Source organism: Pseudomonas sp. FBCC-B35, assembly GCF_059133755.1.
The window spans coordinates 4,044,575-4,065,154 of sequence record NZ_CP101439.1 but is presented as its reverse complement, the minus strand read 5'-3'; the positions used below and the strand labels follow the sequence as shown (position 1 = coordinate 4,065,154).

Below are 20,580 nucleotides of genomic sequence, written 5' to 3'. Positions count from 1 at the left end.
ATGGGGCCCTCAGGGGCCCCATTTTCGTGCGTGCTTCACAATTTGTTCGGATTCTGTCCATAGGTCATGAAGGGCTACGGCAGGCCTTCTGGTAGCTGACATCTATTGGGCCGCGCCTGAGTTGCCGTCTGAGCGGTTTGTATACATTTACATAAAACGCACCAAATTATTTCAATAAAACGACATTTCGCCCTGTTGCAGGGCAATTGCTTCTTGGTACATTCGGGAAAAACCAATAAGTCCAATCCTCTTGGTGAGATGTCTACCATGATCGAATCCGTCGACAATTTCCTTGCACGCCTGCAACAGCGTGACCCTGGCCAACCCGAGTTTCACCAAGCCGTCGAAGAAGTGCTGCGCACCTTGTGGCCCTTTCTGGAAGCCAACCCTCACTACCTGCAAGCGGGCATTCTCGAGCGCATGGTCGAGCCTGAGCGTGCAGTGTTGTTCCGGGTGTCGTGGGTGGACGATCACGGCAAGGTTCAGGTCAACCGCGGTTACCGTATCCAGATGAACAGCGCCATTGGCCCCTACAAGGGCGGCCTGCGCTTCCACCCTTCGGTGAACCTCAGTGTTCTGAAATTCCTCGCATTCGAGCAAGTCTTCAAGAACTCCCTGACCTCGCTGCCCATGGGCGGTGGCAAGGGTGGGTCTGACTTCGATCCCAAGGGCAAGAGCGACGCCGAAGTGATGCGCTTCTGCCAGGCCTTCATGAGCGAGCTGTACCGTCACATCGGTGCCGACTGCGATGTTCCGGCCGGGGACATCGGAGTAGGGGCGCGCGAGATCGGCTATATGTTCGGGCAATACAAGCGTCTGGCCAACCAGTTCACCTCCGTGCTGACCGGCAAGGGCATGACCTATGGCGGCAGCCTGATTCGTCCGGAAGCCACGGGCTATGGCTGTGTGTATTTTGCCGAGGAGATGCTCAAGCGCCAGGGCCAGCGCATCGACGGCCGTCGCGTGGCGATCTCGGGCTCGGGCAACGTCGCGCAATACGCCGCGCGCAAGGTGATGGACCTGGGGGGCAAGGTGATCTCGCTGTCTGATTCCGAAGGTACCTTGTACGCCGAAGCGGGCCTCACCGACGCGCAGTGGGAAGCGGTGATGACCCTCAAGAACGTCAAGCGCGGCCGCATCAGCGAGCTGGCCGGGCAATTCGGCCTGGAGTTCCGCAAGGGCCAGACGCCGTGGAGCCTGGCCTGCGACATCGCGCTGCCATGCGCGACGCAGAACGAACTGGACGTCGAGGATGCCAAGGCACTGTTGGCCAACGGCTGTATCTGCGTCGCAGAAGGCGCCAACATGCCCACGACCCTGGCGGCTGTGGACATCTTCCTTGAAGCTGGCATCCTCTATGCGCCGGGCAAGGCGTCCAATGCGGGTGGCGTTGCGGTGTCGGGCCTGGAAATGTCGCAGAACGCCATGCGCTTGCTGTGGACTGCTGGCGAAGTGGACAGCAAGCTGCATGGCATCATGCAGTCGATTCACCACGCCTGCGTTCACTATGGTGAAGAGGGCGATGGCCGGGTCAACTATGTCAAAGGGGCCAACATTGCGGGCTTCGTGAAGGTGGCCGATGCGATGCTGGCCCAAGGGGTCGTCTGATCGCGTGAGGCTTGGCAGCCCATCGTCGGTACACCAGTTACAGGCATATTGGAGAGGTCTCGCCGGGTCGGCTGCGGTGGGCTGTCAGCCCGCCCCTTCGATCTCGATGATCTCGATAGCCTGTTCACCGACGGGGCGGCGCCATGTCACCTCATCTCCCGGGGCTGCGCCCAGCAAGGCCCTGCCCAGGGGTGAGCCCCAGTTGATCAATCCACGCGCCGCGTCAGCCTCATCTTCGCCTACCAGGCACACCAAGTGTTCCTGGTCCTGATCGTCGATGAACCTGACGCGGCTGCCTATCTGCACTTTTTCGGTGGACAGGGCTGTCGGCACCACTTGGGCACTGTGTACCCGCGCGGCGAAATACCGCAGATCACGCTCGATTTCGGCCAATCGCTGTTTGTCGGCACGCTCGCCCTGAGCCTGCAACTCACTGCGCAACGTATTGAGTTCGGTCAGCCGTTGCTGCAGTTGGCGCAGGCCGTTGGCGGTGACGTAATTGGGCTGGTCGCTGACACGCCGCTCGACGGGTTGGTCGGCCTGGGCGGCGGCCTGGTCTTCGTTGACAAATGCTCGGCTCATGAGTGCCTCCTTGTGCAGAAGACCATCATGGCAGGGGCGGGGTTTCAAGCAATGCCCACCTGCGACGTCTTCAACGCCAGGCGCGGGCAGCGCCGCGGTCTTTCTCCTGCTGCCACTCACGGTCCCGTTCGTCCCAGAAACGCTCGTGGTAGCGCTGCTGTTCGGCCCGCTCCTGCATGGCCTGGCATTGGCGAAAGCCATCGTCCCAGCCGGACTCGTACTGCCGTTCTTGAAGGTAGCGCGGCACGTTCTTGCGAAAATCACCTGCCGGCACGCCCGCGGCCTGACGGCCGCTGCTGCACCCGTCCTCGAAGCCATCGGCGTAGGCAGGGGGAAACCCCTGGCCAAGCATCTGCTCGTGAGTCGTTTCGCACCCCGACAGCAGCATCGCCACGCACAGACCCAACCAGAACCGCCACATAGACCTTGCCCTCATGCCGTCCAGGTGAAGTCTAGAGGGCCAGTTGTGGGCGTGCTGTCAAAGCCGTGTCAAAGACTGGTTGAGGCGGGCCACAGGCCGGAACATCGCCGTAAACATGAACGCTTTCACACCAGACCAGACCCTCAGTAGTGATACCACTTCACTTCCAGCATCACCTCGTTCTGCGCCGTGGACAGGTGGCTGAACTGGCGCGAGGCACTCAGGCGCAGCCCCAAATTCTGGCTGAGTTCCCACTGCTGGTTCAGGCTGACGCTACGGCGCACTTCGCCATTGGTGAAGTAATCGCCCTTGGCCTCCAGCGTCATGTTGCCAAGCCCATTGCGCCACAGCAGCCCGCCATTGAAACCTGCGGCAGGTGCGATGAACTGCGCGAAGTCGTTGTGGTGTTCTACACGGACTGTACCCAGTGCAAAGCCCAGCAAGTCATCACCCAGCTGCCAGGTGCCACCGGCGCCACCATTGACGTGGCTCACCAGCACCTCGTCATCGTGTTTGCCCGGCACCCGCTCAAGGCCGCCGGCCACTTGCCACGACCAGGGCTTGAGCAGTTCGTTGCGCGGTGTCAGCGAACGAATGGTCGCCAGGTCCAGGCGTTGCACTTGCCAGTCATTGCCTTCGTACTGGCGCACTTTCAGTTGCAAGATCTCGATCTGCGCCCCCAATGGGAAGCCGTAGGCGTTGTCGTTGAGATCATGGTAAGCCATGCGCAGGCCATATTCGGCATAGGCGCGGTCTTCGCGCGTGCCCACGCCCAACTGCCAGGTACGCGAGTCATGGCCGTCCTCGGGCAACCCCGGGCGCTCGATGGCCAACGGCGGCGGCGGGTTGGTGTTGATCGCGCGTAGCAGTTCGAAGCTGCGCTTGGCCTGGCCGGGGTCACGTTCCTGGCCATTGGCGCGGTAGCGCTCAAGGCGGTAGGCAGCGTCTTGTATCAAGGCCTGCCGCTCGCGGGGCAGGGCCTTGAACGCGGGGTTTTGCAATTGCGCAGTGTCGGCGCTTACGGCCAGCACCTGGCGTTTCTCGTCATGGTCCAGTGGCGCTGCACGCGCCAGCAGTTCGCGCTCGCGCGAGGGACGGTAGAGTTCACTGGCGACCAAGCCTGATTGTTTCACCGCCTTCACGGTGTCGGTCGGTATGGCGGTCAGCGGGAACTGCGAGGTCAGGTCCAGGCCTGGCCGAGCCACCTGCAGCAACTCCAGCAGGCGATAGGAGCAGTTCTCGTCGAAGAAGAAGTAGTCGAACTGAATCTGTTTCAGTTCCCAGACGTGCTCGACCATGCGGCCTGTTTCTTCCGGCGTGAGGTCTAGCTGGTATTCCCACAGGTCGCGGTTTTCCAGGCTGCGGTATTCCGACAGTTTCTCCTGATAGGGCATCAGCGCGAAAAGGCCGGGATAACCACCGGCCAACCCTTTCCAGGCATACAGAATGCTGTTGTCGCTGCCTTCGATGTACGCGCCGAAGTTGATCGCGTAGCTGAGCAGCGTGGTGGCGTCACTGCGGGTAGTGGACTGGTCGATGCGCAGCAGCGTGTGCCCGAACATCGACGAGGGGCTGTTCAGGTAGGCAGCCGGGAAGATCAACGCAGCGCTGTGCGGGTCGATCGACTGGTACCAGGTCTTGAATTCCTGGCACTGGGGTTGCGGCAAATCCTGTAGGCCAAGTTGCTCTTTCAGCCAGCGAGTGCGGGCCGGGAAAACACACTGAGCGTGCTTGTCGCCCAGGCTTGCCGGGGCATACAGCGCCTGCACCGTCGCTTTCAGCTCACGGTCCGGATGGTGTGCGCCATCGTGGGCAAGGAAGAATGCGTCATCGTCTACGTAGCTGCGCCAGCCACCGAGCTTACCGGTTTCGTAATGGCCCAAAGCAATCCAGTAGGGGGTACTGGCCAGTTGCTGGAGACGGCCTTGATCCAGCATCGGCGCAGCATGAACAGGGGCGCAGAACAACAGCGCCAGAGAGGCAAGGCGTTTGAGCATATCGGGCAACTACTTCCAGACGATGCCGAAGAAAGAGAGACCCGCCCCGGAACCGGGGCGGGAAACGCGCGTTTAGGCTTCGGTAGCGTACTTGGCCAGGCGTGGGTCGTTCTTCAGAACGGCCAGGGTGTTGCTGTGCACGGTTTCAGCATTGACATCGGCGCTGCTGAAGATCTGGTTGAAGTGATCGTGGGTGACCGATGCGAAGTGCGCACGGTCTTCCGGCGCCACGCCCAGTACCACGGCGTAGGTGGTCAGTGCTTCACCCTGACCCATGGCCATGTCTTCGGAAAGCTCGTTCATCATGCCGTTCATGGCGAACCACGATTTGCCGCCGTAGGTCAGTGCAGACTTGGTGGAGCAGCCGTTGGTGCCGGAGGTCATGCCGAAGGTGGCGTTACCGGAAGTGCCGTTGGTGGTGGAAGCCAGGAAGTGTGCCGGAGTGCCGCGCTGGCCTTCGAACAGCATGTTGCCCCAGCCGCAATTCGGGCCGCCTGGCGCGTCGGCCATGGCGTTGAGCGAAGCGACGGTGAACAGAGTACCCAGAAGAATCCGTTTCATAGCATTTATTCTCTATTTGACTTAAACCAAGGGTCAGGTTTCTGGCAACTCGGGTGCCAGGTCGGGAAAGCATTTCACCCACCCGCGCAAGTTGGAGTTTAGGCATGTTCCAAAGGTTGCGTTACCGATTGCGAAAAATTTGCTTGTACAAGACACCGTCGCGCCTGCGACATAAATCCCGAGGAGCCTTGCAACCCGCGCGCAGGCAGCGCCAGAATGCTGCGTATCTGCCCCGCCGAAGTAAGGAAACCCAATGCCCGATCCTGTCGCTGCGCGCCTGCGTCTTGCGCCTGAAGCCCTCACCCGGCGTTTCTCTCCCGAGCAGTTTGCTTTCACCAATACGGACGATCTGGAGCCGTTTCGCGGCGTACTGGGCCAGGAGCGTGCTGTCGAGGCCCTGCAATTCGGCGTGGCCATGCCGCGCCCCGGCTACAACGTATACGTGATGGGCGAGCCCGGTACCGGCCGGTTCTCGTTCGTCAAGCGTTACCTCAAGGCGGAGGGCAAGCGTCAGCAGACCCCATCCGACTGGCTTTACGTCAACCATTTCGACGACACCCGCGAGCCGCGAGCCCTGGAATTGCCATCGGGCAGTGCCGGGGACTTCATCGCTGACATGAACGGGTTGATCGACAACTTGCTGGCGACATTCCCGGCCGTGTTCGAACACCCCTCGTACCAGCAGAAAAAAGGCGCCATCGACCGCGCCTTCAACCAGCGCTACGACCGCGCGCTGGATGTGATCGAGCGCGCTTCGCTGGAAAAGGACGTGGCCTTGTACCGCGATGCCAGCAACGTGGCCTTCACGCCGATGGCAGACGGCAAGGCCCTGGATGAGGCCGAGTTCGCCCAGTTGCCTGAGCACGTGCGCGAACAGTTTCACGAAGACATCGCCCTGCTCGAGGAGCGTTTGAACGAAGAGCTGGCCAGCCTTCCGCAATGGAAGCGTGAGTCGAACAACCAGTTGCGCCAGCTCAACGAAGAAACCATTACCCTGGCACTTGAGCCTTTGCTCGCACCGCTGTCGGAAAAGTACGCCGAGAACGCTGCCGTGTGTGCCTACCTGCAATCGGTGCAACTGAACCTGTTGCGCACGGTGGTCGAGCAACTGGTCGAGGACAGCAAGACAGACGCCGTGGCGCGCAAGATGCTCGAGGAGCAGTACGCACCCAGCCTGGTCGTGGGCCATCATCATGACGGCGGGGCGCCGGTGGTGTTCGAGCCGCACCCGACCTACGACAACCTGTTCGGTCGCATCGAGTACAGCACCGACCAGGGCGCGCTCTACACGTCGTACCGGCAGTTGCGTCCGGGAGCCCTGCACCGGGCCAACGGCGGCTTCCTGATCCTGGAAGCCGAGAAAATGCTGGGTGAGCCCTTTGTCTGGGATGCGCTCAAGCGCGCCCTGCAATCGCGCAAGCTCAAGATGGAGTCACCCTTGGGCGAGCTTGGCCGGGTGGCGACCGTCAGCCTTACCCCGCAGGTGATCCCGCTCAACGTCAAGCTGGTGATCATCGGCTCGCGTCAGTTGTATTACGCGCTGCAGGACCACGACCCGGACTTCCAGGAGATGTTCAGGGTGCTGGTGGATTTCGACGAAGACATGCCCATGGTCGACGAGAACCTGGAGCAGTTCGCCCAACTGCTGCGCACCCGTACCAACGAGGAGGGCATGGCGCCCTTGACCAGCGACGCCGTGGCCCGGCTAGCGACCTACAGCGCTCGCCTGGCTGAAAACCAGGCACGGCTCTCGGCCCGGATCGGCGACCTGTTCCAGCTGGTCAGCGAGGCCGACTTCATTCGTCAGCTGGCCAACGACGAAATGACCGATGCTGGCCATATCGAACGTGCACTCAAGGCCAAGGCCACACGCACCGGGCGGGTCTCGCAGCGGGTGCTGGACGACATGCTGGCCGGCATCATCCTGATCGACACTCAGGGCGCGGCCATCGGCAAGTGCAATGGCCTGACCGTGCTGGAGGTGGGCGACTCGGCATTCGGCATGCCCGCGCGTATCTCGGCCACCGTGTACCCGGGCGGTAGCGGTATCGTCGACATCGAGCGCGAGGTAAACCTGGGCCAGCCTATCCACTCCAAGGGGGTGATGATCCTGACCGGCTACCTGGGCAGCCGCTATGCCCAGGAATTCCCGCTGGCGATCTCGGCCAGCATCGCCCTGGAGCAATCCTACGGTTACGTGGACGGCGACAGCGCCTCGCTAGGTGAGGCCTGCACGTTGATCTCGGCCCTTTCGCGCACCCCGCTCAAGCAGTGCTTCGCGATCACCGGTTCCATCAACCAGTTCGGTGAAGTGCAGGCTGTCGGGGGTGTGAACGAGAAGATCGAAGGGTTCTTCAGGCTCTGCGAAGCCCGTGGCCTGACCGGTGAGCAGGGGGTGATCATCCCGCGCGCCAACGTGGCCACGCTCATGCTCGACGAACGTGTGTTGCAGGCGGTCGAGAGTGGCACCTTCCATGTGTATGCGGTCAGCCAGGCAGATGAGGCGTTGAGCCTGCTGGTAGGCGAGGAGGCGGGTGTGCCTGACGAGAAAGGGCAGTTCACCGAGGGTAGCGTGAATGCACGCGTCGTCGAACGGCTGCGCGAGATTGCCGAGATGATCAGTGAGGAAGACATCGAGAAGGCGGAAAAGGAGCGCCTTGAAGAGGTGATCGCGCAAGCCAAGCCTGCTTGAGTCAAGAAACCGGCGCTGGCGGCCAATGGCTACCGTTCGGCGCCGGTTTTCCATCTTGTGCTGACGTTCTTCTATGCTGAACCAAGGACGACATCAGTGTTCAGGATGAAGACAGCCCGTTTGCTGGGCTGAACGGAGCTTTCGGAGGACGCGGCCATGCGCAACCTCAGCCTTACACGTCAGTGCCTGGGCCTTGTGACCCGCATCGAATGCAGTATCCGGCCACTGGCTGGCGATACCGGTATGTGGACGCTGCTGTTCGCCGCCGGCATGGCCGGTGAGCAACCCTCGGCAGTAAAGGCCCAAGGGCCGTTTCACGGGCCGCAGGTGGCCGAGTCCGTGCTCAATGCCATCGTCGACAGCCTGACCCTGCACGGGTATCAGCTCAACGAAGACCCGCCCATCTGGTGCCTGCACCTGCAGGCGCAGTTGCGGCGCATGAACGGCGAGCGCACCAAAAACCTGGGCGACTACCAGTTCCATCCTGAGACCTGAACAGGCCGGGACGGTCATCCAGCTTTTGCTGCATGAGGCGGCTGGCTATACTCGCGGTCGTTTTTCCAGCCACCTACGAGTCCCCATCCTCCATGGAACGTATTCTCGAAAATGCGATGTATGCCTCCCGCTGGCTGCTCGCCCCCATCTACTTCGGCCTGTCCCTGGGCCTGCTGGCCCTTGCGCTGAAATTCTTCCAGGAAGTGGTCCATGTCCTGCCCAACGTCTTTGCCTTGAGCGAAGCCGACCTGATCCTGGTGATCCTGTCGCTGATCGATATGTCGCTGGTCGGCGGGCTGTTGGTCATGGTGATGATTTCCGGCTATGAGAACTTCGTTTCGCAGCTGGATATCGACGAGAGCAAGGAAAAGCTCAACTGGCTCGGCAAGATGGACTCCTCCTCGCTGAAGATGAAGGTGGCTGCGTCGATCGTGGCCATCTCGTCCATCCACCTGTTGCGGGTGTTCATGGATGCCCAGAACATCTCCACCGATTACCTGATGTGGTACGTCATCATCCACATGACCTTCGTGGTCTCGGCGTTCTGCATGGGTTACCTGGACAAGCTCACCAAGCACTAGCCTCGACTTCAGCTGCACGCGGGGGTCTGCCGCGTGCAGCTAGGTGCCTCTCGATATGCTAGGCTGCTCGCCCTTTTCATCAAGGGCGTGGCTGCGCTGCGCCCTGCAGTGGAGCATGACAATGTCCGAGATCAACCTGTCTACCGACGAAACCCGCGTCAGCTACGGCATCGGCCGTCAGCTGGGTGGCCAGCTGCGCGACAACCCGCCGCCAGGGGTGAGCCTGGAAGCGATCGTGGCCGGCCTGACCGACGCCTTCAACGGTGCAGACAGCCGCGTCAGCGAGGCCGATCTGTCGGCCAGCTTCCAGGTTATCCGTGAAGTGATGCAAGCCCAGGCAGCCGCCAAGGCCGAGGCTGCAGCGGCTGCCGGCAAGCAGTTCTTGGCCGACAACGCCAAGCGCGACGGCATCGTCACCCTGGATTCGGGCTTGCAGTACGAAGCGCTGAACACCGGTGAAGGCGCCAAGCCATCGCGCGAAGACCAGGTGCGTGTGCACTACCACGGCACCCTGATCGACGGCACCGTGTTCGACAGCTCGTACGATCGTGGTCAGCCGGCCGAATTCCCGGTTGGGGGCGTGATCGCAGGTTGGACCGAAGCCCTGCAATTGATGAGCGCCGGCAGCAAGTGGCGCCTGTATGTGCCAAGCGAATTGGCCTACGGTGCCCAGGGTGTCGGCAGCATCCCGCCGCACAGCGTACTGGTGTTCGACGTCGAATTGCTCGACGTTCTGTAATACCGCTGGGGCCGCATTGCGGCCCTTTCCCAGCTCGCCAGATGTGTCAGTTCCAGTCTGTCCCCATCGGGCGCAACGCCCGTGCGTAGCAGAACAGAAACAGGTTGCGCACCAGCTCCTTCAGTACCCCAGGCTCATTCGAATTCAGCCCGCGCAGGTCCAGGTCGCCCTGGTCGCGCAGTTCATCCAGCGCCTCTGCTTCGAGCACCGCGCACACCTCACCGGTCTCCCGATGAAGAATGCGCAGGTATGGGTGAGGGCGGTCCAGCCAGGCATCGATCAGATAAGTCATGACTATTCTCCTTGGATAACTTTCCAATGAGAATAATTCTTATTATCAAAATAGCAAGAACCAATTGGCGGATCTGGATGAAATCAGACCTTGCGCACGAATTCCGATTTCAGCTTCATCGCGCCAATACCGTCGATCTTGCAGTCGATATCGTGGTCACCGTCGCACAGGCGGATGTTCTTGACCTTGGTGCCGACCTTGACCACCAGGGACGAGCCCTTGACCTTCAAGTCCTTGATCACGGTCACGGTGTCGCCGTCCTGTAGCACATTGCCGACGGAATCTTTTTTCACCACGTCGTCATTGGCAGATTCGGCTTCGCCGCTGGCCGACCACTCGTGGGCACATTCAGGGCAGATCAGCTGCGTGCCATCCTCGTAGGTGTATTCGGAATTGCATTTGGGGCAGGGTGGCAACGTACTCACTTGGGTTCCTCGAACAGACAGGCGGAAAAAGCCGCCATTGTAGAAGGTCTGGTTTCAGAAGTGATTATGTCCGGACAAAAGTCCGCAGCGGTTCGAGGGACGAACCGCGTGTGGGGAAGGGACGTGCCGTTAGTGAGTGCGTGCGACGGCGAACTGGCTGAGTTCGACCAGCGCATCCCGGTATTCGCTGGCAGGGAGCACTTCCAGGCACTCGATGGCGCGCTTGACGTAATCCTGCGCCAGGGCTGCGGTGTACTTGAGCGCACCCGATGCTTCTACCGCAGCGCGGATCTGCTCCAGGTCTTCAAGGCCGCCTTTCTGGATGGCCTGGCGTACCAGCGCTGCTTGCTCGGCAGTGCCCTCGCGCATGGTGTAGATCAAGGGCAGGGTGGGCTTGCCCTCGGCCAGGTCGTCGCCCACGTTCTTGCCCAGTGCCTCGGCGTCACCTTCATAGTCGAGCAGGTCGTCGACCAATTGGAAGGCCACGCCCAGGTGGTCACCGAACATGCGCAAGGCCTCGCGCTGGGCATCGGAAGCCTGGGCCAGGGCCGCAGCACTGTGGGTGGAGGCTTCGAACAGCATGGCGGTCTTGCCGCGGATGACGTCCATGTAGACGTCCTCGGTGGTGCTGGCGTCGCGAACCCGCGACAGCTGCAGCACTTCACCCTCGGCAATGACCCGGGTCGCCCTGGACAGGATCTGCATGACCGGCATCGACCCCAGCTCGACCATCATCTCGAACGAGCGGGAATAGAGGAAATCACCGACCAGCACGCTTGGGGCGTTGCCCCACAGGGCGTTGGCCGTGGAGCGGCCGCGGCGCATGCCCGACATGTCGACCACGTCATCGTGCAGCAGGGTGGCGGTGTGCAGGAATTCGATGGTTGCCGCCAGCAGCCGCAGGTCGTCGCCCCGGTGGCCCAGGGCCTTGCCGCACAGTAACACCAGCAATGGGCGCAGGCGCTTGCCACCGGCCGACGTGATATAGTCGCCGATCTTCGATACCAGCGGCACGCGCGAGGTCAGCTGCTTCTTGATGATCTCGTCGACGGCGCTGAAATCGTCAGCCACCGCACGGTAGAAGGTTTGGGGTTGCATCGGCTGCTCCAGTGAGGTTGCGCGGCATGCTAGGTTGCGGGTCCCGGTGTGTCAAGGCACGGTGCCAGTCGGTCGGGCGCTGCACTTGCAAGCAAAACCTGTGTTGCGTACAATCGCGCACCCTAACTTCCTGGGCAGCACCTGCCTTACGCAATTGCGCCGGGCCGTTCCAGCCCTGTGCAGCCATGCCAGCCAATACTCATCATATAAAGCGCTGGGTGAGCAGGATTATCGGAGAAATACCATGTCTTACGCAGTAATCGTTACCGGCGGCAAGCAGTACAAAGTCGCTGAAGGTGAATTCCTCAAGGTCGAGAAACTGGAAGTCGCCACTGGCGAGTCCGTGACTTTCGATCGCGTTCTGCTGGTCGCCAACGGTGAAGAAGTCACCATCGGTGCTCCAGTTGTTGCTGGCGCTAAAGTAGTGGCCGAAGTCGTTTCGCAAGGCCGCCACGACAAGGTTCGCATCATCAAGTTCCGTCGTCGTAAGCACCACATGAAGCGCATGGGCCACCGCCAGTGGTTCACCGAGATCAAAATCACCGGCATCCAGGCTTAATCCCCTAGATCCCCTGAATTTATTTGGAGAATTGAACCATGGCTCACAAGAAGGCTGGTGGTAGTACTCGTAACGGTCGCGACTCAGAATCGAAACGCCTTGGCGTGAAGATGTATGGCGGCCAGGTTATCAAGCCAGGCAACATCATCGTCCGCCAGCGCGGCACCGAATTCCACCCAGGCTACGGCGTGGGTATCGGTAAAGATCACACCCTGTTCGCCAAGATCGAAGGCGTGATCAAGTTCGAGAAGAAAGGCGAGTTCAACCGCCGTTACGTGAGCATCGTCGCAGCCTAATCGCGACGTCGCTCCAGAAGCCCCGTCATGCGACGGGGCTTTTTCGTTTGTGGTGAGCCTCTTGCAAAGCTGTTTGTATGGGTTGCCGGCGTGGGTTTCTACGGTCGTACGGGGCCGCCGCGCTCATTTTTGCAAGAGCCTCATGTTTATCAGTGTTCAACTCGTCGGAAGGCGAGAGGCGGTTTTTGAATGAAGTTTGTTGACGAAGTATCCATTCGGGTCAAAGCCGGTGACGGCGGTAACGGTTGCATGAGCTTCCGTCGCGAGAAGTTCATCGAGAACGGTGGCCCCAACGGCGGCGATGGCGGTGACGGTGGTTCGGTGTTCATGGTGGCAGACGAGAACCTCAACACCCTGGTCGACTATCGCTACACCCGTCACCACGAAGCTCAGCGCGGCGCCAATGGCGGCAGCACCGACTGCACCGGCAAGAAGGGTGAAGACCTGTTCCTGCGTGTGCCGGTGGGTACCACGGTCATTGATGCCTCCACGCAGGAAGTGATCGGTGATCTGGTCAAGCCGGGGCAGAAGCTGATGGTCGCTCAGGGCGGCTGGCACGGCCTTGGCAACACCCGTTTCAAATCCAGTACCAACCGTGCACCGCGCCAGACCACTCCAGGCAAACCGGGTGATCAGCGCGACCTGAAGATGGAAATGAAAGTGCTGGCCGATGTAGGCCTGCTGGGCCTGCCGAATGCGGGCAAGAGCACCTTCATCCGCTCGGTATCGGCCGCCAAGCCGAAAGTGGCCGATTACCCGTTCACCACCCTGGTGCCAAACCTGGGCGTGGTCAGTGTCGACCGCTGGAAAAGCTTCGTCATCGCCGACATTCCTGGGCTGATCGAAGGTGCCTCCGACGGTGCTGGCCTGGGCATTCGCTTCCTCAAGCACCTGGCGCGTACCCGTGTTCTGCTGCACCTGGTGGACATGGCGCCGCTGGACGAGAGCAGCCCGGCCGATGCCGCCGAAGTCATCGTCAACGAGCTGACCCGCTTCAGCCCGTCGCTGGCTGAGCGTGAGCGCTGGTTGGTGCTGAACAAGGCCGACATGGTCATGGACGACGAGCGCGACGAGCGGGTCAAGGAAGTGGTCGAGCGCCTGCAATGGGAGGGCCCTGTGTATGTGATCTCGGCCATCTCCAAGCAAGGTACCGAAAAGCTCAGCCACGACCTGATGCGCTACCTCGAAGACCGCGCCGACCGCCTGGCCAACGACCCGGCCTATGCCGAGGAGCTGGCTGACCTCGACCAACGCATTGAGGACGAGGCTCGCGCCCAGTTGCAGGCCCTGGACGATGCCCGCACCTTGCGCCGCACCGGTGTCAAGAGCGTGCACGACATCGGCGATGACGATGACTGGGATGATGATTTCGAGGACGACGAAGACGGTCCGGAAATCATTTACGTGCGCGACTGATCGGTTGCAGTACACTAAACGCCGCTCGCTTGAGCGGCGTTTTTGTATCCACGGTATCTACAGATTCGACATAGGTTGGAAGACGATGCGAAGCAAGGTGACGGGCGCCAGGCGCTGGGTCGTGAAGATTGGCAGTGCGCTGCTGACCGCCGATGGCAAAGGCCTCGATCGCGGCGCCATGGCCGTGTGGGTCGAGCAGATGGTCGCGCTGCGTGAGGCGGGCGTGGAGTTGGTGCTGGTCTCCTCGGGCGCCGTGGCTGCCGGCATGAGCCAGCTGGGCTGGACGTCACGCCCCAGTGCGATGAACGAGCTGCAGGCAGCAGCGTCCATCGGCCAGATGCGCCTGGTGCAGGCCTGGGAGTCGAGTTTTGGCGAGCACGGCAAGCATACCGCGCAGATCCTGCTGACCCATGACGACCTGTCCGACCGCAAGCGCTACCTCAATGCGCGCAGCACCCTGCGCACCCTCGTCGAGCTGGGCGTGGTGCCGGTGATCAACGAAAACGACACAGTGGTGACCGACGAGATTCGCTTCGGTGACAACGACACTCTGGCGGCGTTGGTGGCTAACCTCGTGGAAGCCGACCTGCTGGTGATCCTGACCGACCGTGACGGCATGTTCGATGCCGACCCGCGCAACAACCCCAATGCGCAACTGATCTTCGAAGCCCGTGCCGATGACCCGGCGCTGGACGCCGTGGCGGGCAGCACCGGTGGTGCACTGGGGCGCGGCGGTATGCAGACCAAGCTGCGCGCTGCACGCCTGGCGGCACGCTCTGGTGCCCATACCATCATCATTGGGGGGCGCATCGAGCGCGTGCTCGATCGTCTCAAGGCCGGTGAGCGGTTGGGCACCTTGCTGTCGCCTGAGCGCGGCATGCTGGCAGCCCGTAAACAGTGGCTGGCGGGTCATCTGCAGACCCGCGGCACGCTGGTGTTGGACGAGGGAGCGGTACAGGCGCTGCGCCAGGCCAACAAGAGTTTGCTACCAGTGGGCGTCAAGGCCATCCAGGGCAGCTTCCGACGTGGCGAGATGGTGGTGTGCGTGGGCCCTGACGGGTTGGAAGTGGCCAGGGGCCTGGCTAACTACAGTGCCCTGGAAGCGCAGAAGATCATTGGGCAATCCTCCGACGCCATCGCGACTATCCTGGGTTATAGCGCCGAGCCTGAGCTGGTGCATCGTGACAATCTGGTGCTGGTATGAACATGCTGAAGAAACTGTTTGTCGTGGCAGCCCTTGGGTTGCCGATGCTTGCTGGCGCCGAGGAAATCGGCCAGGTGTCCACTGTCTTCAAGTTCCTGGGGCCGAACGACCGCATCGTCGTGGAAGCCTTCGACGACCCCAAGGTCGAAGGTGTGACTTGCTACCTGTCGCGGGCCAAGACGGGGGGAGTGAAGGGTGGACTGGGGTTGGCCGAGGATCGCGCCGAGGCCTCGATCGCCTGCCGCCAGGTAGGGCCGATCAGTTTCAAGGGCGAGCTCAAGGATGGCGATGAGGTGTTCAAGGAGCGCACATCGCTGGTGTTCAAGACCATGCAGGTGGTGCGCTTCCTGGACAAGAAGCGCAATACGCTGGTGTATCTGGTGTATAGCGACCGCATCGTCGAAGGCAGCCCGCAGAATGCCGTGACGGCGATTCCGATTCTGCCGTGGGCTCAGTGACGGGTAGGCCTGGTCGATTTCGAGTTGAAAACGTGCAGGTGTCGAGGCACGGGCAACTGACGTGAACCGCATCTAGAGGCTGTCGTTTGCCACGGTGGCCTCGGCATGACACGGGACGGGCCGCTATGGGAGGCGGAACAGTTCCAGCATCTGAGCTTCGCAGCGCCCACTGTCGGGGCCGCTCTGCGGCCCCACAATCTCCGTCAGATAACCACTTCACCCTGATCTTCGCGTACCACCACCTTCACCTCCTCTAGCGGGCTGATGAACTTCCAGTCCGATTCGTCGATATAGATGCCGTTGGGGCCGCTGCCGCCTTCCAGGTCGATGGCCACGTGTGCCGAGACCTGCGGCTTGACGCTCGCCAGAATCGGCACGAACCCTAGCTGCAGGCTGGTCTCCAGCAGTGCCGCCTGGTTGCGTTCGTCGATGTCCGCCGCTTCGTCCAGGTAGTACGGCAGGCGCACACGTCCGGCCAAGTCACGGTCCATCAGGTGCAGCAACAAATACATGTTGGTCAGCGCCTTGATGGTCATGGTCGTACCGTTCGAAGCCGCGCCGTCGATGTCGGCGTGGATGATCGGCTGGCCGTTGACCTTGGTGATCTCGAACGCCAGCTCGAACAGGTCCTTCAACCCCAATTGGTTATGGTTCGCGGCGACCAGGCGCGCCAGGTATTCCTTGGCCTGCTCGTTCCGGTTGTCCTGGTCGGCGTTCTGGGTGAGGTCGAACACCGACAGGGTTTCGCCTTCTTCATACTGGCCGGCACTGTGGATGATCTGGTCGATGTGCTTGAGTGCCTCCTTGTTCGGTGCCAGCACCACGCGGAAGCTTTCCAGGTTCGAGACCTGGCGCCGGTTGATCTCGCGGTTGAACAGGGCAAGCTGGTGCTCGAGGCTGTCATAGTCGCTGCGGATGTTGCGCAGGGTACGGGCAATGTCGGTCACGGCAGCGCGACGCGCCTTGGCCAGGGTCAACGCCTCGTCGGTGCGGTGGGCATAGGCGTTGACCAGCAACTGCAGGCGACGCTCCATGTCGTCCTCGCTGTCGAACTTGGCCACGCCTTTGAGGCGTACCTGCGCGTACAACGCTTCGATCTGGTTATCCACCCGCTGCAGGCTCTGCCAGCTGTCCTGGTAGTCGTTGAGCAATGGCAGCAGGTTGTCCATGGAGTCGTCGATGGCCTCCATGAACGGGGTGCCGAGGGGCAGGTCGGCCGGTAGCAGCTGACGGCGGCGCAGTGCGTCGTCCAGGGTACGTTGCTTGGACTCAAGGTCACCCAACTGGCGCGCCACCAGTTGCAGTTTGGCCGACAGCTGCTGCACGCGCTCGGTGAACGCATCGCTGGAGCGCTTGAGCTCATCCTGGGCGGCCTCCATCTGTGCGAGCTGTTCGAGCTTGGCAGGCTCTTCGGCGGCCAGGGTCTGGCTGCGGCGGTAGTCTTCCAGGGCTTTCTGGGCGTCGAGTACCTGCTGGTACAGCGCTTCGGTCTGCGCCTTGGAAGCCGAGCGGTCGGCGCTTACTGCCTGCTGGGTCTTGAGCTGGCGCAGCTCCTTGTCCAGGCGCTCCTTCTGATCACGCAGCGCGGCGCGGTCAGCCAGCGCCTGCAAAGCCGGTGGGTCGATGTGGGTCAGGTCGATGGACAGACCCGGCGCCTCGAAACGCTCACCTTTGAAGCGGTCGAGCACCGCTTCAAGGGATTTCACCCACAGGTCGCTGTCGTCCAGCTCGATGCCACGCTCACCCAATGGCAGGCTGAACAGGGCGCCGTTGAACAGGCGCATCAGGCGGTCGACATCCTGCTGCGAGAACTCTTCGCGCAAGCGGGCGTAACTGTTGTTGTCGGCGTGGTCGAGCTGCTGCTTGACCTGCCTGAGGCGTTTTTCCAGGTCGCCAACGCGCTGGTCGAGGTCTTCGGCACTGAACTGACGGGACTGGGCCAGGGCGCCTGCAAGCTCGTCATGGGCATCCTTGGCCGCCAGCAGCTGCTGTTCCAGCACCTTGACGTCATCGACCAACGCAAAACGATGGCGCAACACCGACAGCTCGCCCAGCCAGCGCTGGATGCCGGTGATTTCACGCTCAAGGCGCATCAGCTCCTGGGTGCCGCCGCGCTGATCGTTTTGCAAGCGGTCCTGTTCACCCCGGTAATGCTCGGCCTGGATGACCAGTTCTTCCTTGCGCGCCATGGCGTAGTCCTGCCAGGTACCCAGCAGGTTGTCGAGTACCGGCGAAATCCGGTGCAGCTTGCCGCGCAGGATGTCGCGTTGGGCGACGCCGCCGGCCAGCGCCTCGACCAGCGGACCGGCGGCGACCAGGGCGTTGTAGTCCTGTTCCATGCGTCGCACATCGCGGAAGGCTTCTTCGCAGGCGGCAATGTAGTCGACGCTGCCAGAACGCAGGCTGTGCTCGAAGGCATCGAGGAACAGCTGCTTGAGCTTGGCCGCCGTGATTTCGCGCATGTGCAGCAGGTTGATGAACAGCGCGCGGAAGGTCTTGAGGCTCTGCTCGCTGGTCGAGCGCAGCGGGATCAGGGTCAGGTCCAGGGGCACCGAGGTATGGCCGCCGACCAACAGGCGGCGCAGCTCGTCCGGCTTGAGCTCGTAGGCTTTAATGCCTTTGCTTTCAAGGTTGGTGAACAGCTCTTTCTGGCGCAGACACGTGTCGTTTTTCTGATAGTGCGCCAGGTCCAGCTCGCCCTGGTAGGCGAAGAACTGGTGCCCGAAGCCGCCACCCGGCCCACGGCCGACGACACCGATCACGTGCGGGCCGTGGGGCAGGCTCAGCTCGCAGAGGATGTACGAGGTATCGCTGGCAAAGTAGAAGCGGCGCGACTGCTCCAGGCTGTACTTGCCGAAGCTCATGTCCGACATGCGTGCCAGGATCGGGAACTGCAGGGCGTTGATCGATGCCGACTTGCCCAGGTTGTTGGCGCCGTACACCGACAGCGGATGCTCCAGTGGGAACAAGCCCAGGCTGTAGCCGGCCGTGTTGAGCAATGCGAAGCGGCGGATGCCATAGCGTTCCTGGCTCATGCGTCGATCTCCTGTTGCTCTTGGCGAATGGCACGAGCCAAGGCCTGCTCTTCGTCTTCCTCAGCCTCGAACGGCGTCAGGTCGAGCGGGTCGTCGGTGTGTTCAGGCATTGGCTCGGCGGGGTCTTCGGCCAGCGCTGGCGTGGGCAAGGGCAGGGCGCTGTGCAGCGTCGCCGCCAGGTCCCGGTCCTGCTGCACGGCCAGGCAAACGTCCAGGAACCGGTGCATCGGCGGCAGGAAACGGTAAATGCCACCTTCTTCATGGGCGAAGCCGAGCTGGGTCATACGGCGCAGGATCTTTTCTTCCAGGTCCTCGACGGTCTGCACCTCGGCCTGCACGAACAGGTCCCGGTACTTGTCGAGCAACGAAGGCAATTCGTCGCGGCCAACGCTGCCGCCGTCGAGCACCGCGATCGGGTCACGGCCTTGATCGGCCAGGTGCTCGACCAGGATGAAGGTGAACAGCGACAGGCGCTGCGCCGTCTTGTTGACCTGGGCCGCCGTCATGTCCGGTACGAAGTAGTAGAAACCGCGGGTGTCGCACACCAGCTCGAAGCCCAGGGCCTTGAACAGGCTGCGGTACTGGTCCTGGAAGTTGGACAACTGCGCGTACAGCTCCGGGTCGCGGCGGCTGATGTGGAAACCTTTGAACAGCTCGCGGAAGATCGGTGCGAGCTGGGACAGTTCGGAAAGATCAAGATGCATGGGCTGGGCTCGCGTGGGGTTCTGGGGACGCACTGGGGGCGTCTTCGCGGCTGGAGGTCAGGGCGTACGAACGCAGGCTGACGCGGTGTTCCTGGGTGTCGTAGTCACGGCGCTCGAGGCGCTCGCGGTTGAAGCGTTTTTCCCGTGACAAGCGCGAGAACCAGTACAGCAGTTCGTCGGTGGCGCCTTCGGGCTCCTGCTCCAGCAGCCACACCATCAGGTCTGGCAGTGGCAGCGCCTGTTCACAGCGTTCGGTCATTTCCTTGACCGTGCGCGGTGCGCGAGGCTTGTCGTCGGACGCGCTCTTGTGCGCCTTGGGGAAGCGCGCCGGCTTGGGCTCGAAGCGCGCCAAGGCATAGACATAGGCTTCGACCTGGCTGGCGCTGCCCAGGAAAGTGCTTTGCGGCCGGGTGAACAACGGCATGGCTGCCTGGGGCAGCGCGTCCAGGCCCTTGCGGCGCACCACCGACAGGGCCAGGGCAGCGCCACGGGTCACCGCGTTGTGACGCCGTGCTTCCTCGCGCAGCGGCAGCAGCAGTTCACGGGCATGACGCAGGGTCAGCTGGGCGCTGGTCTGCATCTCCAGAATACGCGCATGGGTGCGCAGCAGCATGTCGTCGTCGACCAGGTGGCCAAGGCGCGCCTGTTCCCCGAGCAGTTTCAGCAGCACGGTCTCGACCTTGCGCACCCCTTGCTCGAAGGCGCCGTCGGCGTTGACCAGCTGGATCATCGGCTCGACGTATTCATCCCAGGTGGCCAGCACTTCGGCATAGCGCTGGCGCAAGGGTATCTGGCGGCTGCTGGTCTTGGCCCGCTCGGCTACGGCCACCAGTGCCTGCTCATCGTTGTCGAGCTTCTTCAGCACGTCCCGCACGCGCATGTCCAGGAGCCGCAGTTGCCGCGCCAGATCGTCACTGTCGCGGTTGTCGAAGGCATCCTGGATGTGCCCGGCCAGGCGCTCCAGGTGACGCAGGTAAGCCTCGATCTCCAGGCACAGGCCAAGGCGATGCTCACGGCGCAGATAGGCGAGGAAGTCGTGGATCTGGGCGTTGAGCTCGAAGCGGTTCGGGCTCTTGGCAACGGGCACCAGGATGTCCAGGCGGATCCACACATCGAGCAGTTGGGTGATGTCCTGCGGGGTGCTCTCGATCTGCTGGCGGGCCACATGCTGGCGCAGCTCCACCAGGCTGAGGGTGCCCTGGTCGAAACGCTCGCACAGCGGCTCGATCAGGGCCCAGTGTTCGGCTAGGGCACGCAGGACGCGCTTGGGTTCGATCATCGGCTTGGACTCGTTGCCAAGAAAAAGGGGGCGATTGTACTGCATCCGACGGGTTGGTTCTTATCCCCTTGGCTTGTCGTGCGACAGGCTGATCGAGCCGCCCGCCTGCTGTGGCTTGCCCAGGCAGGCAGGGCATGC

20 protein-coding genes are annotated in these 20,580 nt (G+C 62.0%); 10 read left to right on the top strand and 10 right to left on the bottom strand.

The window, feature by feature from the left end; genetic code table 11:
* Positions 1 to 267: 267 nt before the first annotated feature.
* Positions 268 to 1,608, top strand: a complete 1,341-nt coding sequence (gene gdhA / locus NMB38_RS18490) for an NADP-specific glutamate dehydrogenase (RefSeq protein ID WP_028688087.1) — start codon at positions 268 to 270, stop codon at positions 1,606 to 1,608.
* Between the two features lie 84 nt (positions 1,609 to 1,692).
* Here the strand turns inward: gdhA and NMB38_RS18485 are convergent, their stop codons facing one another.
* From NMB38_RS18485 to NMB38_RS18470, 4 genes are all read right to left on the bottom strand, one after another.
* Complete coding sequence (locus NMB38_RS18485) at positions 1,693 to 2,190, bottom strand: GreA/GreB family elongation factor (protein ID WP_027915479.1); 498 nt, start codon at positions 2,188 to 2,190, stop codon at positions 1,693 to 1,695.
* 70 nt (positions 2,191 to 2,260) lie between these two features.
* Positions 2,261 to 2,611 carry a hypothetical protein gene (locus NMB38_RS18480; RefSeq protein WP_027915478.1) on the bottom strand — a complete coding sequence of 117 codons (351 nt, stop codon included), beginning with the start codon at positions 2,609 to 2,611 and terminating at the stop codon, positions 2,261 to 2,263.
* A 143-nt stretch (positions 2,612 to 2,754) separates the two neighbouring features.
* Positions 2,755 to 4,608 (bottom strand): Lnb N-terminal periplasmic domain-containing protein, encoded by a 1,854-nt coding sequence (locus NMB38_RS18475; RefSeq protein ID WP_049695420.1) that lies wholly within the window; start codon positions 4,606 to 4,608, stop codon positions 2,755 to 2,757.
* Between the two features lie 72 nt (positions 4,609 to 4,680).
* Positions 4,681 to 5,169 carry a DUF3015 domain-containing protein gene (locus NMB38_RS18470; protein WP_023533283.1) on the bottom strand — a complete coding sequence of 163 codons (489 nt, stop codon included), beginning with the start codon at positions 5,167 to 5,169 and terminating at the stop codon, positions 4,681 to 4,683.
* 253 nt (positions 5,170 to 5,422) lie between these two features.
* On the opposite strand from NMB38_RS18470, the gene NMB38_RS18465 reads away from it, so the two are divergent.
* The 4 genes from NMB38_RS18465 (at position 5,423) to bamJ (ending at position 9,676) form a co-directional block, all read left to right on the top strand.
* A complete protein-coding gene (locus NMB38_RS18465) occupies positions 5,423 to 7,861 on the top strand; it encodes a Lon protease family protein (protein ID WP_027915476.1) in 2,439 nt (812 codons plus the stop codon).
* Positions 7,862 to 8,017: 156 nt separating this feature from the next.
* Positions 8,018 to 8,356, top strand: coding sequence for a PA4575 family protein (locus NMB38_RS18460; RefSeq protein ID WP_027915475.1), 339 nt, complete (start codon positions 8,018 to 8,020; stop codon positions 8,354 to 8,356).
* A gap of 92 nt (positions 8,357 to 8,448) precedes the next feature.
* Positions 8,449 to 8,937, top strand: coding sequence for a TIGR00645 family protein (locus tag NMB38_RS18455; protein ID WP_003247486.1), 489 nt, complete (start codon positions 8,449 to 8,451; stop codon positions 8,935 to 8,937).
* 121 nt (positions 8,938 to 9,058) lie between these two features.
* Positions 9,059 to 9,676 (top strand): BamJ family beta-barrel-assembly machinery protein, encoded by a 618-nt coding sequence (bamJ, locus tag NMB38_RS18450; protein ID WP_027915474.1) that lies wholly within the window; start codon positions 9,059 to 9,061, stop codon positions 9,674 to 9,676.
* A gap of 46 nt (positions 9,677 to 9,722) precedes the next feature.
* Here the strand turns inward: bamJ and NMB38_RS18445 are convergent, their stop codons facing one another.
* The 3 genes from NMB38_RS18445 to NMB38_RS18435 all read right to left on the bottom strand — a co-directional run bounded on the left by NMB38_RS18445 (position 9,723) and on the right by NMB38_RS18435 (position 11,491).
* The gene (locus NMB38_RS18445; protein ID WP_027915473.1) at positions 9,723 to 9,968 is read right to left on the bottom strand and encodes a PA4570 family protein; all 246 of its coding nucleotides are present in this window, start codon (positions 9,966 to 9,968) and stop codon (positions 9,723 to 9,725) included.
* A gap of 83 nt (positions 9,969 to 10,051) precedes the next feature.
* Positions 10,052 to 10,393: a zinc ribbon domain-containing protein YjdM gene (locus NMB38_RS18440; RefSeq protein ID WP_027915472.1), complete on the bottom strand. Its 342-nt coding sequence runs from the start codon at positions 10,391 to 10,393 to the stop codon at positions 10,052 to 10,054.
* 129 nt (positions 10,394 to 10,522) lie between these two features.
* Entirely contained in the window at positions 10,523 to 11,491 is a 969-nt protein-coding gene (locus NMB38_RS18435; protein WP_027915471.1) for a polyprenyl synthetase family protein, read from the bottom strand.
* Between the two features lie 244 nt (positions 11,492 to 11,735).
* Between NMB38_RS18435 and rplU the strand changes: the two genes are divergently transcribed.
* The 5 genes from rplU to NMB38_RS18410 all read left to right on the top strand — a co-directional run bounded on the left by rplU (position 11,736) and on the right by NMB38_RS18410 (position 15,424).
* Positions 11,736 to 12,050 (top strand): 50S ribosomal protein L21, encoded by a 315-nt coding sequence (gene rplU, locus NMB38_RS18430; protein ID WP_023533254.1) that lies wholly within the window; start codon positions 11,736 to 11,738, stop codon positions 12,048 to 12,050.
* Positions 12,051 to 12,088: 38 nt separating this feature from the next.
* A complete protein-coding gene (rpmA, locus tag NMB38_RS18425; RefSeq protein ID WP_023533198.1) occupies positions 12,089 to 12,346 on the top strand; it encodes a 50S ribosomal protein L27 in 258 nt (85 codons plus the stop codon).
* Positions 12,347 to 12,535: 189 nt separating this feature from the next.
* Positions 12,536 to 13,762 (top strand): Obg family GTPase CgtA, encoded by a 1,227-nt coding sequence (gene cgtA, locus NMB38_RS18420; protein ID WP_028688089.1) that lies wholly within the window; start codon positions 12,536 to 12,538, stop codon positions 13,760 to 13,762.
* An 85-nt stretch (positions 13,763 to 13,847) separates the two neighbouring features.
* A complete protein-coding gene (gene proB / locus NMB38_RS18415; protein ID WP_088523229.1) occupies positions 13,848 to 14,966 on the top strand; it encodes a glutamate 5-kinase in 1,119 nt (372 codons plus the stop codon).
* A 2-nt stretch (positions 14,967 to 14,968) separates the two neighbouring features.
* On the top strand, positions 14,969 to 15,424 hold the full coding sequence (locus NMB38_RS18410; protein ID WP_371259680.1) for a CreA family protein: 456 nt from the start codon (positions 14,969 to 14,971) through the stop codon (positions 15,422 to 15,424).
* Between the two features lie 203 nt (positions 15,425 to 15,627).
* On the opposite strand, the gene mksF is transcribed toward NMB38_RS18410, so the two are convergent.
* Genes mksF through mksB form a run of 3 tightly spaced genes read right to left on the bottom strand, consistent with a single transcriptional unit; the run spans position 15,628 to position 20,442 of the window.
* Complete coding sequence (mksF, locus tag NMB38_RS18405) at positions 15,628 to 18,459, bottom strand: Mks condensin complex protein MksF (protein ID WP_027915468.1); 2,832 nt, start codon at positions 18,457 to 18,459, stop codon at positions 15,628 to 15,630.
* Positions 18,456 to 19,163, bottom strand: a complete 708-nt coding sequence (mksE, locus tag NMB38_RS18400; RefSeq protein WP_088523230.1) for an Mks condensin complex protein MksE — start codon at positions 19,161 to 19,163, stop codon at positions 18,456 to 18,458. The genes mksF and mksE overlap by 4 nt, the downstream gene beginning before the upstream one ends.
* Positions 19,153 to 20,442: an Mks condensin complex protein MksB gene (gene mksB, locus NMB38_RS18395; RefSeq protein WP_023533191.1), complete on the bottom strand. Its 1,290-nt coding sequence runs from the start codon at positions 20,440 to 20,442 to the stop codon at positions 19,153 to 19,155. Before mksB ends, mksE begins: the two co-directional genes overlap by 11 nt.
* Between the last annotated feature and the right edge of the window lie 138 nt (positions 20,443 to 20,580).

Excerpts from the sequence above, each read along its gene's own strand:
- gdhA (WP_028688087.1), top strand. The coding sequence starts at position 268 with ATGATCGAATCCGTCGACAATTTCCTTGCACGCCTGCAACAGCGTGAC.
- NMB38_RS18485 (WP_027915479.1), bottom strand. The coding sequence starts at position 2,190 with ATGAGCCGAGCATTTGTCAACGAAGACCAGGCCGCCGCCCAGGCCGAC.
- NMB38_RS18480 (WP_027915478.1), bottom strand. The coding sequence starts at position 2,611 with ATGTGGCGGTTCTGGTTGGGTCTGTGCGTGGCGATGCTGCTGTCGGGG.
- NMB38_RS18475 (WP_049695420.1), bottom strand. The coding sequence starts at position 4,608 with ATGCTCAAACGCCTTGCCTCTCTGGCGCTGTTGTTCTGCGCCCCTGTT.
- NMB38_RS18470 (WP_023533283.1), bottom strand. The coding sequence starts at position 5,169 with ATGAAACGGATTCTTCTGGGTACTCTGTTCACCGTCGCTTCGCTCAAC.
- NMB38_RS18465 (WP_027915476.1), top strand. The coding sequence starts at position 5,423 with ATGCCCGATCCTGTCGCTGCGCGCCTGCGTCTTGCGCCTGAAGCCCTC.
- NMB38_RS18460 (WP_027915475.1), top strand. The coding sequence starts at position 8,018 with ATGCGCAACCTCAGCCTTACACGTCAGTGCCTGGGCCTTGTGACCCGC.
- NMB38_RS18455 (WP_003247486.1), top strand. The coding sequence starts at position 8,449 with ATGGAACGTATTCTCGAAAATGCGATGTATGCCTCCCGCTGGCTGCTC.
- bamJ (WP_027915474.1), top strand. The coding sequence starts at position 9,059 with ATGTCCGAGATCAACCTGTCTACCGACGAAACCCGCGTCAGCTACGGC.
- NMB38_RS18445 (WP_027915473.1), bottom strand. The coding sequence starts at position 9,968 with ATGACTTATCTGATCGATGCCTGGCTGGACCGCCCTCACCCATACCTG.
- NMB38_RS18435 (WP_027915471.1), bottom strand. The coding sequence starts at position 11,491 with ATGCAACCCCAAACCTTCTACCGTGCGGTGGCTGACGATTTCAGCGCC.
- rplU (WP_023533254.1), top strand. The coding sequence starts at position 11,736 with ATGTCTTACGCAGTAATCGTTACCGGCGGCAAGCAGTACAAAGTCGCT.
- rpmA (WP_023533198.1), top strand. The coding sequence starts at position 12,089 with ATGGCTCACAAGAAGGCTGGTGGTAGTACTCGTAACGGTCGCGACTCA.
- cgtA (WP_028688089.1), top strand. The coding sequence starts at position 12,536 with ATGAAGTTTGTTGACGAAGTATCCATTCGGGTCAAAGCCGGTGACGGC.
- proB (WP_088523229.1), top strand. The coding sequence starts at position 13,848 with ATGCGAAGCAAGGTGACGGGCGCCAGGCGCTGGGTCGTGAAGATTGGC.
- NMB38_RS18410 (WP_371259680.1), top strand. The coding sequence starts at position 14,969 with ATGCTGAAGAAACTGTTTGTCGTGGCAGCCCTTGGGTTGCCGATGCTT.
- mksF (WP_027915468.1), bottom strand. The coding sequence starts at position 18,459 with ATGAGCCAGGAACGCTATGGCATCCGCCGCTTCGCATTGCTCAACACG.
- mksE (WP_088523230.1), bottom strand. The coding sequence starts at position 19,163 with ATGCATCTTGATCTTTCCGAACTGTCCCAGCTCGCACCGATCTTCCGC.
- mksB (WP_023533191.1), bottom strand. The coding sequence starts at position 20,442 with ATGATCGAACCCAAGCGCGTCCTGCGTGCCCTAGCCGAACACTGGGCC.